The sequence below is a fragment of the Reinekea sp. G2M2-21 genome (genome assembly GCF_015687175.1).
Lineage (GTDB): Bacteria > Pseudomonadota > Gammaproteobacteria > Pseudomonadales > Natronospirillaceae > Reinekea.
The window spans coordinates 656,296-673,992 of sequence record NZ_JADPQG010000002.1 but is presented as its reverse complement, the minus strand read 5'-3'; the positions used below and the strand labels follow the sequence as shown (position 1 = coordinate 673,992).

12 protein-coding genes and 1 pseudogene are annotated in these 17,697 nt (G+C 48.5%); 4 read left to right on the top strand and 9 right to left on the bottom strand.

Going from position 1 to position 17,697, the window contains the following annotated elements:
* Nucleotides 1-144: 144 nt before the first annotated feature.
* The 4 genes and pseudogenes from IYN85_RS11635 to IYN85_RS11620 all read right to left on the bottom strand — a co-directional run.
* A pseudogene (locus IYN85_RS11635) lies at nucleotides 145-483 on the bottom strand (IS30 family transposase); the annotation flags it as partial.
* A 223-nt stretch (nucleotides 484-706) separates the two neighbouring features.
* The gene (locus IYN85_RS26375) at nucleotides 707-979 is read right to left on the bottom strand and encodes a helix-turn-helix domain-containing protein (RefSeq protein WP_196159048.1); all 273 of its coding nucleotides are present in this window, start codon (nucleotides 977-979) and stop codon (nucleotides 707-709) included.
* 699 nt (nucleotides 980-1,678) lie between these two features.
* Nucleotides 1,679-2,818: a hypothetical protein gene (locus tag IYN85_RS11625; RefSeq protein ID WP_196159047.1), complete on the bottom strand. Its 1,140-nt coding sequence runs from the start codon at nucleotides 2,816-2,818 to the stop codon at nucleotides 1,679-1,681.
* 302 nt (nucleotides 2,819-3,120) lie between these two features.
* Nucleotides 3,121-3,489 carry a hypothetical protein gene (locus IYN85_RS11620; protein ID WP_196159046.1) on the bottom strand — a complete coding sequence of 123 codons (369 nt, stop codon included), beginning with the start codon at nucleotides 3,487-3,489 and terminating at the stop codon, nucleotides 3,121-3,123.
* A gap of 47 nt (nucleotides 3,490-3,536) precedes the next feature.
* Here IYN85_RS11620 and IYN85_RS11615 point away from each other — a divergent pair, with 47 nt between their 5' ends.
* Nucleotides 3,537-4,175, top strand: coding sequence for a S26 family signal peptidase (locus IYN85_RS11615; protein ID WP_196159045.1), 639 nt, complete (start codon nucleotides 3,537-3,539; stop codon nucleotides 4,173-4,175).
* Here IYN85_RS11615 and IYN85_RS11610 read toward each other — a convergent pair.
* From IYN85_RS11610 to IYN85_RS11590, 5 genes are all read right to left on the bottom strand, one after another.
* Nucleotides 4,172-5,083, bottom strand: a complete 912-nt coding sequence (locus IYN85_RS11610) for a hypothetical protein (protein ID WP_196159044.1) — start codon at nucleotides 5,081-5,083, stop codon at nucleotides 4,172-4,174. The two genes, IYN85_RS11615 and IYN85_RS11610, sit on opposite strands and share 4 nt — an antisense overlap.
* A gap of 106 nt (nucleotides 5,084-5,189) precedes the next feature.
* Nucleotides 5,190-6,371, bottom strand: coding sequence for an ABC transporter permease subunit (locus tag IYN85_RS11605; RefSeq protein ID WP_196159043.1), 1,182 nt, complete (start codon nucleotides 6,369-6,371; stop codon nucleotides 5,190-5,192).
* Entirely contained in the window at nucleotides 6,368-7,129 is a 762-nt protein-coding gene (locus tag IYN85_RS11600) for an ATP-binding cassette domain-containing protein (protein ID WP_196159042.1), read from the bottom strand. The genes IYN85_RS11605 and IYN85_RS11600 overlap by 4 nt, the downstream gene beginning before the upstream one ends.
* A gap of 31 nt (nucleotides 7,130-7,160) precedes the next feature.
* Entirely contained in the window at nucleotides 7,161-9,854 is a 2,694-nt protein-coding gene (locus IYN85_RS11595; protein ID WP_196159041.1) for a hypothetical protein, read from the bottom strand.
* A 114-nt stretch (nucleotides 9,855-9,968) separates the two neighbouring features.
* Entirely contained in the window at nucleotides 9,969-10,973 is a 1,005-nt protein-coding gene (locus IYN85_RS11590) for an AraC family transcriptional regulator (RefSeq protein ID WP_196159040.1), read from the bottom strand.
* 449 nt (nucleotides 10,974-11,422) lie between these two features.
* Here IYN85_RS11590 and IYN85_RS11585 point away from each other — a divergent pair, with 449 nt between their 5' ends.
* From IYN85_RS11585 to IYN85_RS11575, 3 genes are read left to right on the top strand one after another with little or no spacing between them, the layout of a single operon-like run.
* Nucleotides 11,423-14,482, top strand: coding sequence for a C39 family peptidase (locus tag IYN85_RS11585; RefSeq protein ID WP_196159039.1), 3,060 nt, complete (start codon nucleotides 11,423-11,425; stop codon nucleotides 14,480-14,482).
* 13 nt (nucleotides 14,483-14,495) lie between these two features.
* The gene (locus tag IYN85_RS11580; protein WP_196159038.1) at nucleotides 14,496-15,290 is read left to right on the top strand and encodes a hypothetical protein; all 795 of its coding nucleotides are present in this window, start codon (nucleotides 14,496-14,498) and stop codon (nucleotides 15,288-15,290) included.
* Nucleotides 15,291-15,296: 6 nt separating this feature from the next.
* Complete coding sequence (locus tag IYN85_RS11575) at nucleotides 15,297-17,660, top strand: hypothetical protein (RefSeq protein ID WP_196159037.1); 2,364 nt, start codon at nucleotides 15,297-15,299, stop codon at nucleotides 17,658-17,660.
* The last annotated feature ends 37 nt before the right edge of the window (nucleotides 17,661-17,697 follow it).

The window sequence follows — 17,697 nt, the reverse complement described above, 5'->3', positions numbered from 1 at the left end:
GTTTCTAATTGTTAAAATTTCTGTCCAGTTAAGTAACGCCTTCCTACTTAAAAGGCCAAAAACTGTCATAGTTCGTCGTCACGCACTTTCAATTTCCAAGCTCAAAAGGTTAGTTAAAACCCTTTGTAGATGCTTTCTGGTGTCTCATAATCCAAGCATCTTCCTGAGCGTTGGTTGAGCTTTTTTCACTGCTCTAATTTGAGCGTGATGCTCGCTTATTAAAGTCACTCCCTTTTGGGAAGTATTGTGTATCAGTCCGTTGGTATTTTCATTAAGGCCACGCTCCCAAGAATGATAGGGATGAGCAAAATACGCTGTTGATCCAGTCTGTTCCTTTATCTCCTTATGACCAGCAAATTTTTTTCCGTTGTCATAGGTGATAGTTTGCTTTTTCTCATGGTGACCCTTCAACATCTTTAGGATGGTCGTCGTAACGCTCTCAGAGCTTTTATACTTCGCCAGAACGATCAATGTATATCGACTTTTTCTTTCGGTTTGCGACTAAAGTCAAGCACCTGTTTGATGGCCGGTCACAGTATCGACTTCCCTGTTACCAATACGAACTCGACCATCGACAATGGATGGGCGCTCCTCTATGGAACGTTGATCTTTTAGCTGGCCCCGACGATCAATCTTGCCATATCGCTTTTTCCGCTGCTTCTGACACCGCAAGTGTTTGACAAGGTATCTTTCCGTGCGCTGATCTTTATACACATTGAGGTAAATGCTTTCGTATCAAGGGTTCCACGGCTTTCCAAAGGTCATAATCCAGTTTAGCGGCATTGTTCGTTTGTCGACGTTCTATAGTCAGTTTGTGTGCCTGCTTAGGTTTCCCACTGTTTCGTTTAATCTCTCGACTAATCGTCGATTTATGGACTTCCAAGCATTGGGCGAACTCGGTCTGGGTATTTCCCAGTAAAAGTCCAATCCACATATGATAACGTTCGATTTCTGTGAGTTGAGTGTAGCTACTATTCATGCTTCTCGTTCTGGCCGGAACGAAAAGCGGCGAGGTTACCCTAACTCACTCTCAGATCCGGCTATTGAGTTGCACTTCAAATTTGAAACCGCCTAAGTTTATAAAAATTCCTTTTGAGTTAAAAATTACGCATCCAGACTATTTGGGATTGTTGGATGATGTTTCTGAATTAATTGGATTTGATGTGGCAGATAAATACCTCAATTAGACCGGTAATCTTATAGGGGTTGATCAGTAACACACTTATCCCAAAACGAATACCTCCACCTGGCCAAAAACACCGTTGATAAAGGAAAAAGGGAAATATAGTCGAAACTGACTGCACAGGCTGTTTCAGCGTACCCAGTGAATGGCGAACTCGTTGACAGTTGTGGAACGGTCTTTGTCGATGCAGGGTAATTCGCTGAAGCCCAAGAAAACATCGAGCAGACTATTCCACATATGAAGAAACCTCTTAGAAAGCCCGTCCAATTGATTTACGGTTGTCGTCTCTTACAATACCCCCGGTCCAAACGCGCAATGCCAGATAGTCTTCGAGCTTAAAGGGGCAACCCTGGAGCATGTATAACCTGGAATTGCCTGCAAATGGCTTGAGCGCGCGTGACTCATAAGGAACTCTTAAGGTGCCTGGCAATTTAAGTCCGAAGTTCTTCACCTCCGGTCTTCTGACGATTGAACTCGTTGCACTGCCTGTCCATTTTAGTTCCGCTCGTTTCTTTGAGCCCACTTTTTTACAGTACAAGAAATCTTGGTAAAACTAGCACAGAAACCTTCATGCTTAAATAATGTATTCTCTAAGTTTTCTTTAACTTCAAGACTTTCGCTGTCTACCAGTAAAAAACCAATTTCGGATACTATAACTAAATTCCTCTTACCAAAAGCAATTGGCCGATAACCGGGCAATTCAATCATCCTTTTACCTCCATTACTTGTTATTGTGCGGTCATCATCATGATAAACGACAGCTTTAGCTCTAACATCGTATAGAGAATAGGTACTAGATAATCCACCGAAACTTAATAAATCACCATCAAGCCATCTCGCATTCCGGAAAGAGTATCCGTCCTTACGCATAAGTGTTGCTTGATATACGTTATCCTTGGAGTAGATAACAGTGTCAGTCCCCTCTTCTACTGTCAGAAAATAGTAATCTCCCGATGGAGAAATAAAAAGGTCTTTATAGATTGTTGGATTTACATCCCCACTACCAATATCAAGAGTAACTATGTCATTTTCACGAAAAGGCTTTCTATCAATATAGAGGTTGTTATCATGAGCTGCCCAATACAAAGAATACGCTGGTACATCAAATATTTTCACATCACTATTGCCAACCGAGTAGATACCCACGCCTTTAGCTCGATACGGTGCTTCATACCTACTTTTATCATCAATTGCATCAAAGCCTTCTGCAATAATAAAAGCTATGTTATTCCCATCCGGACTCCAGACATAGTTTGCAACGAATTCACGATTTGAAAGGTATATTTCAATGAATTCCTCTGTTTCTGTGTTGACTGCATAAAGTGCTGCCATATCATTATAATCTAAATCAGCTATTCGGAGCGCCAATAATTCGTTTCTGATATTTAAATTCAGATCCGTATAAGCTGCATTTTCAAATGGTCCCGCAATCGATCTAATTTCCTTATTCAGAAAATCCAACACCTGAATTCCTCGGGCACTAAAATCATAATCGAATGGATTTATTCTACTTCCTGAAACATAAGCAACGTTTGTTTTCTCATTCAATGTCCAATTTGTTTGAATAGGACCGAAGTCACTAGCCACTGCAGTACAATACAACAAGCTCAGAACAAAAATCCTATAGCCCATCATCAGATTCTCCTAAAATTTCTATTTCAATTTTACCTATAAAGTCGCTCTCGTTGACTGTATTAACAGCACCATCTGACACTTCCATTGGATCATCTCGTCTATATTCCTTTAGCAACCCTCAAAGTGCTTTCCCGTATTTATCAAAACGTTCAGTCAGAAAGACTAAAATGAGACAAGTGGCGGCAAAGCCACACAACCCAAACTGGTTCGAGTTCCTGCAATAAGAAAAGAAAACAATAATTCGTTCAGTTGACTTACGACGAAGGTGTGACAAAGGAGTTATTGCTGCACGTTATTTCTGACTACCCCAGATAATAATGTACGTATGATGATAGAAAATTACTCATCAAACCACGGAAACGAAATTTACATTCTTTCTTACTGTACCAAAATTCAAGTCGGGAAAATTCACCCAAACGGATGCCATACACACCATCTCGTCTATATTCTTGAATATCTTCCAAAGTGATTTTTTTCAGCGCAGTCACAAGCACGTCAAACTCATCCATGAAGTTCTTTTCAACCACCGCGTCAATACACCCCATCGCTTTAAGGTCACCTTTGTGCATGAAGTCCTTTAGAAAGTTAGCAAACCCTATGTTTTCAATATTTTCCAGTGCATTCAACATGGATTGTGCGCTTTCAATAACGCCGTGCTTGGATTTTTCCATTACACTGTCTCCCATTATAGAGTGGTTAATAGAGATACCTTATTTCAATGAATATAGCAGTCATATTAATATTGCAACTCCTTATTCCTGGTGCAGGTTTCGCCGCTTTAGGAAAATTGAAAATCGCAATTATTTATTCGGTCGCAGCCACACTGTTGTTTATCTGCTTTTCCAGAACACCGTACTTTTTTGAATCGACATATTGGTTAGCCTGGTGGCTTTTCATGTCGGCTATTGGTACCAGTACTATTTACTTTTGCCGCAACACTTTAGGCCTGCCCGACAAAATGCCCCTACCAACGTTTGGCTTATTCCTAATCTTTTCTTTTGCAGTCGCTGGCGGAATCTATTCTTTTCGACAAGCGTTACTAAAAGTGGATTTATTCATTGTTCCGAGCGACTCAATGGCACCCACGTTAATACCAGGCGATTTAATCGTAGTGCACTTAAATAGCCGACTTCCCGATACCCAAGAAATCTGGGTATTCGTCACTCCTGCTGGTAACGCGGTGAAACGGGTGCAACGAGTTGATATGCATGGAATTTGGGTTGAGGGTGACAATAGACGGCAATCTTGGGACAGTCGATATTTCGGCTATCTCTCGACAACACAATTTATTGGCCAAGCAAGCTTTATTGCCATAAACATTAAACAACTGAATCGCGTCTTTAAACCTGTCAATTAATCGATATCAAATGTTGGCACAACAAACTGATCATCGTACTCAGCCGCCAAAGCCTCCCATGCCGGTTCGTAGCCGATTTCACTGGCGATATTATCGATAAACGCCAATAATTCTGGTGCATAGGTTTTATTCAACCACCCTTCGAGCATCCTATAGCGAATGAATCGATTAGCCTTGATCTTCGTATATTCGTTTCTTGTTTTATAAAATTCGAGCGCTGCTGTGTATCCTGCTTTCAAATGACCATCACGGTTAATTTCAGGGTCTCCGGCATTGGCGAGCCGATACAGATAAGCCTCACTGACAAAGCGCGGGCACGAGAACATGGCAGCAAAGTTGCTAAAGGAGTAGCCCGCATACTTTTTAAAACCAATTTGTTTACCCAGGAATGACACTGCCAGCATTACCGCCTTGGGGTGCGCCCTAAATTCATACTCTACCCCTCCGCGAATGAACTTGTTGGGCCACAAAACACGATTGAACAGATAGGTTAGCAGTTCGGCCTTTGGCCCAAGGTAGCCGTAATCCGGACACAACCGGGCTGGGTTTGCGATATTTTGGTTTAACGGGCTTTTAGCAACAGCATCACCAATTCCACTCCATTGTATTTCAAATAATAAATCGTTTAACACTTTAGGGTCTGTTGATGGATGATACCAAAGATAATAGAAGACAAAGGCATGACCAAAATTCTCCTCTCCTTCAGGCCTGCCTTTTTGGATTTGTTGTTCAATTCCTTCAGGTATTGCTCCCGTCATAAAGAGCTTCTTGTGTACGCTTAAATAAGGCTTGCCACGAAACAAAAGTTCCGTTTCTTTTAGTGACTTTTTGATACATTGCCATTCTTGTTTTCGTGCCTGGATCTGCTCTTTGGATAGCTCCAGCCATGCCGAGTTGTCGAGCGCCATTCACGCCTCCTATATATCACATTCAATAAATTGGCCAATGGTGGTTTGCGCGGCAATCGTTTAAAAAAAGAAACAGCCGACCCACCCGGTTAAGCCTGCACAAAAATCACTGCCTGGCTAACACTCGCTCAGAACGATACAAGGCAACGGCGCCCACCAGCACAGCAAAGATGACCAAGGCGTTTGATACCACGATGGGAATAACGTAGCCGAATGCCAAAGTTCCTTTGAGTAACTCGGTGAACGCCAGGCTGGTGTTCATGATCGGTACCAGTGATGTTGGGCCACTCAGCTCCAGTGCACCACTGATCGTGGCGAACATAGGAATGAAAAACAACAGCATCAAACCACTGGCGTAGCTTTGTGCTTCTTTGAAGCTTTGAGCAAAACTGGCACTGACAAAGAACACGGCGGATACAAATCCGGCGGTGGGTGCCATGACGACGGCAGCCACCATGACTGTCAGGAATGAAAACACAGACAGCAGTTCATTAAAGTCACTGTTGTTGATAACCAGGCCGATGACGGCAGTTGCACCCCATAAGCTGACTAACGTCAGCATGCCCGCAAACCAGGCGGCCAGCGTAATCACAAGCCACTTTCCAACCACCATATCCATCAATGGAACCGGGCTGATGATCAGGGTTTCTAATGTGCCGCGTTCTTTTTCACCGGCCACCAGATCGGACGAAATCGCGATAGCGCTGCTGATCATCCAGATCACAATCAAAAAAGGCAGAAAGCTACCCAGCGCCTGTCCGATGTTCTCCTGTCGGGAAGCAAGGTTGTTATCCCGCAGCACAATCGGCGCTAAGAAGGCGTCTACCTTGTTCTGTTCAACGCCAATGTGATTCAATCGGTCAGCGATGATGTCGTCCGCCAGCGTGTCGAGAATGGCACGAATGCGTGCCAGTTTCGATTGCCCGATGGCCGTGTCTTTGTAATCAACGTCCACCTGGTATTGGTCATTATCGCGAGAAATCTGAATCGCGAAATCCAATTCGCCCTGGGTGATGGCCTCTTGCGTGTTGCCGATGGTTTCCAGAGCCACCTCGTCCAATCGCGGATTTTCCGCAAGCTGGTCGCGCAAACCCGGCAAAGTAATATTTTCGATCAGTGTGTAACGCAGGACTTCCTGATCACGCTCCTGTTGGGCGCTGGCCTGCAGCGCTCCGACACCAAACATCATCAACGGGGTTACAAGAATCGGCAACAATATGGTCACCAGCAGATGCTTTCGGTCTCGCAGCATTTCGCGGAGTTCTTTGAAAAATAGGGTACCGATCACAGGAGCTCCTTGCCAATCAGCGCTAAGAACGTTTGCGTCATGTTGCTGTGGCCGGTCTGTTGTTTGGCGTCGGTTACGGAACCATTAAAGCAGTTACGGCCTTGATCGATGAGGCAAAGATGGTCGGCCAGCAGCTCTACTTCATTCATATGGTGAGTAGAAAAAACGACGGCTTTGCCTGCGGCTTTCTGTTTACCAATAAAATTTAAAATGTGTTGCGCGGCTTCCACATCCAAGCCGGTTGTCGGCTCGTCCAGTATCAGCAATTCAGGATCGTGCATAATGCTGCGGGCAATCGAGGCTTTTTGCGTCATGCCGGTTGAGAGTTGATCCACTTTTTGGTCGAGATAGTGGGCAAATTTTAACTCCACGGCCAGCTGTTCAATTCGCTGCGTTAACGCAGCCCCTTCAAGCTGGTAAAGGGCACCAAAGAACGCCAGATTTTCACGCACCGTCAACCGGCGGTACAGCGGCGTACCGTTAGAAATAAAACCAATACACTGTCGTGCACGACGCGGGTACTGATGCACGGGAATGTCGTTAATCCAGATTTCCCCCGCGTCGGGTTCCAACGCGGTAGACAATAGCCGCAGCGCCGTGGTTTTACCGGCACCATTACTGCCCAGCAGTGCCAGCACCTCGCCCGGTTGGCATGAGAAACTCACATCTTGCACCGCCAACACCTGTGTTGCGTTTGCTTTTTTAGCGTCTTTTTTGGCCAGTGCAAATGACTTTTTGACCTGCTTGACGGTGATCACCGGTCATTCTCCATAAGGTTTTCGGAATCCATTAAAAGTCGGCCAGACGTATCCCAAACTTGATCGTCGTCGTGTCTGTGTCGGGCAAATAGTACAGAGATAAGGACGGATTCACGATCAGATTGCTGTTACGCAAAACATTGAACGACGGCTGTACGGTAACACCCAGCGCACTCTGCCACTGTGCATCAGCGAGTTGCGTTTCTCCGGTTAGTGATAGTTCCGTGTTTCGCCAATACAGCGGTGACCCAAAAGACCACCCCATAGGCCCCAGGTTCACCCGATAGTCGGCGCGTGTGCGCGAAGTCAACCCGGTGTTGGTCAGCGTCGGTAGCACCGGTGATGCCTCCATGAGGCTTTCACCGTTGTCCAACCATTGCCACTGGTGGTTAAACAGCAATGCCTGGCGGTTCGATAAACCCTGGACAGCCAGGTCACTGATCAGCAAGGCATTCACATCCAGATCTGCAGTCAAATTCAATTCTAACCCCTGATGAAAACCGAACGGTGTGCTTATGCTTTGAAAGGCTCGGTCTTTACTGAGCTGATAATCGAGTTGTATAAACGCGGCCGGGTCCGTGTTCAGGTCGCGCTTTACGCCGGTTTCGCCAAGCAGCAATTGGGTAAAGGCGCCGCGTTGCGTCACCACCGGCTGTGACACACTTAACCCCATGGCCAAGTCACTGTTCAGCTCGTCGGTGATGCTACGTGCCAGCATTGCATTAAGAAACGGACCTGAGTCCAATCGATAGTTTGCAGTGGTTGAGCCAAACCAATCGTTAGCATCTAAGTGGTACCCCGCACTTAACGACAACGACAATTTTTCCATCACATCATTGGAATACAGGTAACCACTTAACTGCGTGCCATCGTATAGCGCACCCCAAGTATGTGGGTTCCACAATGCCTGCAATGGTTTGTAAGGTTCAGGGCTATAGGTAGTTGCCGCGAGAATAGGCGGCGAGCTGAGACCAATTAACGGTGTCGCCACCGGCGTTGTGCGCGGCACACTATTCTGCGGCAGCCAAGATGGCGGCGGTGTAATCGGGTCTTCAAAACCCAAGCTGACCAGTTGCTGACCCTGTGCGGTGTAGTCGGCAAACACCAATGCCTGAGCGGACGCATCCCAACTTAAATAATAACTGCCATACGGTCGCGCGCTGATCTGGTAGACCAATCCATCGCTCAGCGACATGGCCATGATCTGGTCAATACCGGTTCTGTCCGAGGTGTACAGCAGCCAATGCTCCGTCAGTAATGGTGACCGCAGCGTTTCGTCATCTGGCGTTCTCAGTTGCACGATATGGTTACCGTCTGCACTGAGTTTGTAGATGCCGTCGGCCTCACTGTTACTCAACATAAACACAGTACCGTATTGGTCTATCCGTATATCATACGCGATGCTGTGCTTGGGCAAGGGCAACGATTTTTGCTCGTACCCTGTGCTATCAAACCAAACGAGCTCACTGTCGCGCTGCGCGCTAAAACGATGCGCAATAAAGCCATCGCCATGAAGTTCAACTTCTGTGAGTTTGTCTGCCGAGGTTAACCGTTGCAAACCTTGATCAACGGTATAACAAAACAGGTCGCCGCTTTCCTGAAACGGTTTGGTGGGATGTACCAGATCGGCTACCCAGCAGGTTTTGTGTCCGTCACTGGTGAGCCCCTGTGTTTTGGAGCCGCTGTAAAAGGCGCTGGCCACTGTCGCGGGGACATCGGTGATTTCATGCGGATGCCCGTCGTGGATGGACACCAGTTTGTTGCCCTGTTCCACGTCCACACGAACGGCGATCACTTCATTGTCTCGCGCAAACACCGGGTACAGACTTTGCCAATGGTCGCCATAAAACGAGCTCAATGGGGAAACATCGCTCAGGTTAAGTTGATTTTGCTGTTGCTGCCAACGAGCCTTCAGCTGCGCAATCATGTCCTGATAATGTTGGTTCAGATCTTTACCGGTTTGCTTCCTGATGCTGGCGTCGAAGTTGAAACTGTCGAGATCAGTTAATTGATTCACCACCTGATCAAAAATCAGCGGATCGTATTCAGTACGCAGATACGAGGTCAGAAAGTAACCCAAGACGTAAGGGCTTAAATAAGGAACGTCATCGAAACCGGTACCGAGCATTGCTTGATCGTAACTGCGATCCTGATCACTTAATACCGACGTACGGAACCACAGGTCAAATGCCGCCACACGCCCCCGGCCGCCATCGGTCATAGTGGTTTCAGCCACCACCGCGTCGCCTTCGAGATACCATGTAGGGACAAACAGCAGTGCGAAACCAGCGGTTCCACCTTCGCCGAACAGCACACTGAGCACCTGACCAACACCGTTATCGTACGCCTGATTAAACTGCACAATGTGTCGGCCTTCGTGCACCGCCAGCGCATCGAACCATTCCAGCCTCGCAAAGGGTTCCGGCTTGTTATACCAACGGGATCGATACGGCAATAAACCAACGTTGCCGTTTGCCGTGTGCGATTGACTGTACAACACGATGGGGATTTTACGCAGCGGCTGTTTAAGCGGCATTTCCTGTTGATGCTGATCCAGGTACAGATCCAGCTTTCGAGCGACCCGTTCTGCTTCACTCTGAATATCCGCCGGATAAATCAACCGGTAGAGTGGTTGGTCAATCGCCATCCATGTGCCGGTTTCGGCATTTGCGTATGCTGCTACACACAGCAGCCAAACCAGGCTGTGGCCTAAAAAACGTGTCATACGAAATCCTTGTGCTGATGTTGAACCGTGCGCAGTATTACCTTGGTCGGCAAAGAACGCCATGGTCAATGGTCATGGTTCAAATATCAACAGGCCAACTCCGGGCTATCTGGGTTAGAAAACCGACGCGAGTCCGAAATGACCGGTGTCGACAGAGGTTGAGATGTGCGTAACACTGGGTGTGTTGCCTGTCCAACGTTTATAGGCTTTGGTAAAGGCACTGCGATCGCTGTATCCAAGCTTCCGCGCAATCTCGTCGATGGACATACCGGGCGTTTTCAGATACATATCAGCAAGCGTCTCACGGGTACGCTGCAACACAGCACTGAAACTCAGATCAGACTCACTCAAGCGCCGTTCAAGCGTTTTTTCGCTCATACCCAACTGCCGCGCAACCTCTGCCCGAGTAACCGATGAAACCGCCAGTTCTTCGCGAATGATCCGCTGCACACGCATGGGTAACGTATCGTTCAACATCTGATGTTCGGCTTTCAGGCGATAAAGCAAGGCTTCATGGTATTGCGGTTCATAACTGTGAAATTCACGGGTCGCTGCACTTAGTGGCACAATCATGCTGTTGCGTCGCGCACAAAACTCCGGAATCTGATGCAAATGAGTCTGGTAATCACTCGGGTGGCACAATTTCTGGTGGGTAAATTCAAAGCGCGTGTGCTGCATGTTTTCAATGCCCAACCAGTCCGTGTATCGATACAGAATAGACAGCATCGCCTCATTGATCACCGCATTGGTTAAGGCTTGGGTGGCACGATTCGACACCCGCACGTGCACATGGCGACCATCAACACAAACGCTCAACGTCGCCAAGCGATGATAAAAATTAGGGAACTGCGCAATTTTCTGACAGGCATCCAATAGATTACGGGCACTCATGAACAAGTACCCCAGTCCGTAAAAAGAATTTGGCTGAATCAGTTCGCTGGACTTTAAGCCTATATTCGAGGGTGCGCGTTCAATGATCGTATCGATCAAATGATAGATGCTATCCAGATCAAATTGACAATGTTTTTGATTTTGACTTTTTTGCAGAAGGATTTCAGGTAGCGCCAACTTGTGGTGATGATTCAGTTGGGCTAAAAAACTTGTTAAATCACGATTCATTTTGACCATTCCTTTGTCTTGCATACAGCGTCAGGTTGCTCGATGCGCTCGATACTCCGGCTGAAAACTCCGCTGTTCATGAGAGAACACTCTCTCCTTGACTCATTTCAAGGACGCAAAAAAATTCTTAGGCACGTGTTTAGCGGACGGCATATTTCCATTGCCAAGCCAGTATAACGAATTCTCCGTGAAGCCTGAAAGCGCAAATTCCCAATAGGTGATGCGCGTCTGAAAACCAATTCGCTGACGCCAGCGAACACACACTTGTCCTTTTTGAACCTAGCCCGCCCCCTACGGAAACGCACAATGACCTGCGATCAAAGCCTGAGTCAAGGTTTCGCCATAGATGTCCACACCCATGCAGCTAACCCACTGGCTTCGCTGTGGAATCACAAAAAAATAATGCGGGACCTCATTGAGATTCAACAAAACAAATAAAGGAATTCACTATGCTAAATTGGAAGAGGATACGTTGGCGTTGGTACCTGCTCGTCGCACTGACCGCAGTCATTTCAGTAAACGTTGAGGCAGCCTATCGCGATACCGCTGCAAATTGGAAATGTTACAACTCAGTCAGTGGCAGTTGGACCTTTGGTCGCGCCCCTTACGGTTGTGATGTTTCGGCATTTGCCAACGCAACCGCGGCGCAGCAACGCTATCAACCCGTTATTTTTAACGATCAGGTTTCATCGAAAACGGCCGAACAACGACGATTTATGCAAGAGATGTTGCCGCTCGTGCGCGACACCGCCGTTTACTATCTGAAAATACGCAAACCCAATGCATCAACTGCGGAAACCAATGCTTGGATCAAAGCCGCCTATGCAATTTCGCATCAGGAAAGCTATTGGTCTCATTACCGAAAAGCCAGCGATGGACGGCTTAAAATGATGCGCGGCGACTACGGCCATGGTCATGGGCTTATGCAGGTTGACGATCGTTGGCACTATCCAGCGTTACAGGAAGGTAAGGGCTGGAATCTGGTCGAAAATATTACCTACTCCCTCGATGAATACTATGCCGCCTGGCAGCGAGCACCATCGCAAGCCTGTGTCTCGTCGGCGAGTGATTGGAAAAGCCGGGCACGCGCTGCCTATTCAGCCTACAACGGCGGTCCTTCAAAAATATGCCGTTGGACCAACCCAAAGGACACTTGGGCGCGTAACGATATTGGTTTCTTACAGAAATGGAACGCCCGCGATTGGGAAGACTATGTCGCCGATCTGAATCGAAACGCCAGTTTGGATGTCCCTTGCCTGATCAACGGCGGGAACAATTGCAGCGAATCCGATAGCGGAGAGGATCTCAATAATGCATTAATCAAGCTGACCACAGGTGAAGCCTGCGTTTTGAAAGACGATACCATGTACTGTATCGAATCCGACAAGCACGCGACTTGTCTGGCTGGCATTGCACCTTATGATGCCAGCAGTGTCATCCAGCGGACGCCGGCCGATGTCGGGCTGTATGATCGCAAAGTACTCAGCTCGCACGATGTGTGTCAGTCCACAGTGAACGGTTTGTTTGCGGTAACGGATGTGGTCACTCTTACCAAAAATAATGTACTCAGAGCCACACCTGGTGGTTTAAAACTCCTCGATATTCCCGCTGACAGCCAGCTGCAGATTCTGGATTTTGCGGTGACCAATACCGAAAATTTCAATCGCTTTTACCGCGTTCAATTCGACAATCAGGTTGGCTTTATCTGGGGCGGTGATCATCGGGATTTTCAGGACTGGTTAACCACCAGCGCATCGGACACTGCCACATCGTTGGAGTTAGGACGGCATGGGCAATGGATACAAATAAACAATGATGTCGGCGTTAATCTGCGCACAGCACCACAGACCGGTCAGGTACTGACGCGTATTCCGAAAGATGCCATCGTGTTAGTCAAAGACGTTTTGGTGTTCGACAGCGAAAACAAACTCTATTACCAGGTCGAGTACAAGGGAGTCGATGGTTACATCTACGGTGGCTTCGTGCTCGGAAATGGCACTGTTGAAAATTGGGCTTCTGTCGTCAGCGCACCACAAGACAACACCACAATAGCAGCGGTTTGTCCAAACGGAGCCTGGTACGATGCGACAGTCAATGCCTGTGTCGATGAACTGAACACGTACGGACCCTTTCCGGCACAATTAACCGAACGCTGCAAAAGCTCCATGTCCAGTTCGCAAGAAGCCCGTTCATGTGACGATGAGTTTGAAGTCGTCATTGACGGTGTCACTCATTTTATCCAACGCTGGAATCGCAATTTCCATCGCAAGTTGGCTCAGGACACGATCAACTATCAAGCTGTTTGTCCGTTTGGCGCGACGCCTTCCGCCAGTTATGGATTCCATTGTGTTGATGAAGTCAACAATACCGCGCAAAATGTTTTCGGACCGTTCAGCAGTGCGATGGTCGAAACGTGCTGGCAAATGGGTATGGGCGATGCCTGCTACCTGAATCGATGGGCACCGAGCGTTTACTCTGCGGTCATCAACGCCAGTGACTTGAATACACCCGATCAGCCAGATGAGCCCACCGACCCAGAACCTCCTCAACAAAGTGGTTACCCGTTATGCCCAGTGGGCAGCACTTGGGATAAAACGCTCGGCTTCTGTGCCTCTGCAACTCACGGTTACGGTCCCTTTCCACAGGCAATGGTCGACGGTTGTGTGAACTCGGATGGAGGCCCCGCCTGTACTGAAGGGATCGCAGTCGATGTCAACGGACACACGGTTAGCATTCCCCGTTGGTCAATCAACTACGTTCGCGGTTTACGCGGAACCAACAGCTGCCCGACCGGCACGAGACGGGTTGAACACATGAGCAATCGATGTGTGGAGTACCAGGACAATAAACCCGTCAATGTTTACGGTCCGTTCTCTGAAATTTTAGTTAAAGAGTGCGTCGCTAAACAAGGCGGGGACGGGTGTTACCTGCAACGCTGGAGTGCAGCGTTTTATGCATGGGTAGATGCCGATGCCAGTCTGGAGCCGCCGGTCAGTTCGAGTTTTCCGTATTACAACCAGAACTATAACGCCAGCGAAGGATGGCGTGCCTGTAACATCACGTCCATCAGTATGGCGCTGGATTTTTATGGCATCACCAGCAAAGAAAAACTCGGTAAACGCACACCGGATTACATCTATAAAAAATACTATCTGCAATTCACCATGGAAGGTTTGAAACGGATATTCGACTCTGAAGCAAAACGGGTCGGCAGCGGACTACGCGACTCCATTACATACGGTGGCACCGTATCGGCACTGCGTGCTCGAGCACAAGCCGGTATACCGACGGTCGTGCACGGCTGGTTTACCGGCGCTGGCCACATCGTTGAAGTCATTGGTTTCGACGGCTCCAACTACATTGTGCACGACCCAAATGGACGCTGGAATGAACGCTATAAAGGCGGTTACGTCACCACCCGTACCGGAGGCAGAGCTGTGCATTACAGCAAAGCTGCTTTCGAGCGGGCAATCGACCGCGGCGGTATCTGGATGCACCGTTTTAACTGAGCTGAGGTAAAGGATGAAATCACTATTGGTAACTCTCAGCGTATTGGTGGCCCTGGCGGCCACCGGTACAGTCGGTTGGTTGGTTTTGCATCAGCCGTCACCACAGTCAACTGCGGATCGCGACTTGATTCCATTGCACGAAATGACTGACGACTCTGAAATCGTCACCACACAAGGGGCAAACGAAGTAACACAGCCAGCACCTGAGACCTTAGCCGCAAACGAGCAAAATGTCATAAACGCTCTGGCAGATGCCCGTCGCTGTTATGAACAGCCGTCCGGCTGCCACTTTTCCAACGATGATCCGCGCATGGAAGATATACAAGCCGGTCAACACTATCGGGCTGCCTTGAGCGCATTGCATAGCGCAATAATGGACGGTCAGATATCCGGGGCCGATGGCCGTCAATACGCGTTAGATGCACTCGCGGCACAGGATGGTCACGTACAGGCCATGGCATTGTCCATTCTGGCGGACATTGACGCCCATCCCGAGATGATATACCCGCTGTTAACCGTGATTGAAACGTCGCACGACGCAAAAATTACCGAAACAGCGATGGTTTTGCTCAGTCACCAACCCATCGACGGTTATCAGCCTGACATAGATGACGTACTGCAAAACAGCCTGCAAACCGGCAGTGTGAACGTTTCACCCGTTGTCGCGCAATCCATTTTGCCGTATTTGAACGATGACAATGTTAACGAGTACGTTGATTTGTTGCTCACGTTACCGGATGGCAGCCAAACCCATCAGTTACTTGATGTCATGCTTGAAGAATACGCACTCATGCAAATGGGGGGTTAACGCCCGATGAACCGAGAATTTTGTGTAGTAGCCACCCTGTTAGCGTTTGCGCTGATGACCGGCTGTAATGTCTCAAGTCTGAATGAGGAAAAACCACTTCAAAACACCAGTGCTTCAGAACCGGTAAGTGACGAGACTGATCCAGAATCAGTTCCGCCTCAAGAAACAATGTTGGTTATCAGTGAATGGCCAAAATTTTGCAGTTCTACCGCGGAAAATTCGTGTCAGTCTGCGCCAAACTGGACGCTACCGGAGTCTGATATACTTCGCTTCCCCCGCGGTACGGTGGTGCTGAGTTCATCGCGGATTCAAAACACCCTGTTGGATGAGCGTTATTCAGATCGCTGGCCGAATCCCGCCATTCGTTCGCAACTGGTTACGTTTTTGACCAACCTGATACCTGAAGACCGACCGGAATTCGTTTTTTCGGATTGGGTTGCTTTCGTCACGGAAATACAAACGTCGGAAGTTGGTTCTGAACTGTGGTTGAGACTGACCGCCGCACAGCTCGATGTTCTCAGCGACTTGGTTTACGGACAGCAAACGCCGTTGTTCGCCGTCGACACTGATGCCCTGTCCCGGATTAACGCATCGCCCATTATTCAGAACCTGGCGCCGGATGACTACCAGGCGTTACAACAATTGTTGCTGACCTTGTACGAGGAAGACGACGCGACAAAATACAGTTGGTCGCAGTTACTCAACGCCTTCGCAGGCAAGCACATGACGTCTGCGGCGGTCACACTGGACGGTTGGCGTTTATACCACGAAACGCTGACGCCAACGACACGAAACTGGCTCAACACTATGCTGCAGGACAATGATCAATGGGTCATTGAAGACGCCACGCTAACAATACTTGATCAAGCAGAGGATGCCGACTGGGGTATAGACCCAAACGACTATCTGGCAACCAATGTTCGCAACCTTGTACTCGCGGTTATTCGTCGGTTACAGGGTATGCCAGGGCAACGCGTCGTTTTTCCATCGTTGAATTCTTTTGTTGAACAGTTTGGTGAGGTCTACGGTCAATGGGATGAAACAGCGCAACAGTTTTTGCCCATTGAGCCAGCTTACACAAACGGCCATGGTCTGCTTCTGCATTTGGGCGACGCGTTAGCGCAAGAGCTCATGGTCCAATTGTTACAACCTGCTGTCACACCCGGTAAGACCAGGCTGTTTGAGCCGCAGAACACGGCGCAACGTGACGCAATTAACGCGCTGGAAAGATATTTACCCGGTGGCAGCTCGGTTGTGTATGTCACCGGTGGTGCGCCGTCGAGCTTTGCGCAGGCAACCGACCTCGATTCTCTGTTCACTGCTATGTCAGTTAACGCCTATTGGCTTGCTGTGGACCCTGGACTGGCCAAAGCCCGTTTGCGACATCAATGTGATCAATACGCCAGCTGGTTTATTCGCGAAGGAGGTCAATTATCTGATCTCGCAGAATATCCCAACCGCACGCGAACGGCAGAACAGCAATGCGATGACGCCTCTGCAAATCTGAAGGCGATTGCCCAAGCAGACGTACTGATCATCGACAACGGTGACGTTATGCGTTTGCTGAATACCTGGCTGCCCGAAGTGGAACCTGGTAGCCGTCGACCGACACTTGAATGGTTGGCTATCGCGCAACGGATAGAACAAAAACAACTGCGCATTCTCTCTGTGGGACGCGCCGCTGCACTGTTCAGCGGACTCACTGATACTCTGGCCATCAATGACGCCACGCAACTTGTCTGGAATCAAACGGAATCAGAGGCGTTAGCCCGCGGCGGCATAAGCGCAGCCGGTACACTTCTTTCGGTTACAGACAGCCTGCTGACGGTTTCCAACCGTGAACAACCGGCCCTGCTTTCGGCAATCCGATTCGCCGTTGAGAACGGACATACAAACATCATCGCCTTAGAACCTCGCAGCCAAATCAGGTTGTCTCAGTCGGGCGATCGGTCTTTTTTGGACATCGACAACGGTGTTGCCTGGGCTATTGACCTCAGCAACGTTCAACTCTATTCGTCTGCGGATCAGCCACTTTCCATTGCAAACTTACGAATGAGTCGCTGGGTACAAGGTCAACGCGTGCTACGATCGGGAAACAATATGTGGGTCACAGAGCCACGGGAGACCAACATGGCGACCGACAGTAACGTCCATGTAGCAATTGCCAACGAGCCAAACGATGGTATTGCGTTAATTGAAACTGCATTACACACACTGTTAAACGAAAATGCGAACCAAGTCAGGACATCGCGCATCGCGGAAAGCGCAACATTCCAATTGCGTTGGGTTAGAGACAGTAAAACCGTTATTGCGCAAAATAATGGTGACATCTCGGTTCATCATCTGCGCATGGACATCATCCCGGAGTAACATGCTGACTTACTCAACCGGACCTGAGCGTCCGGTC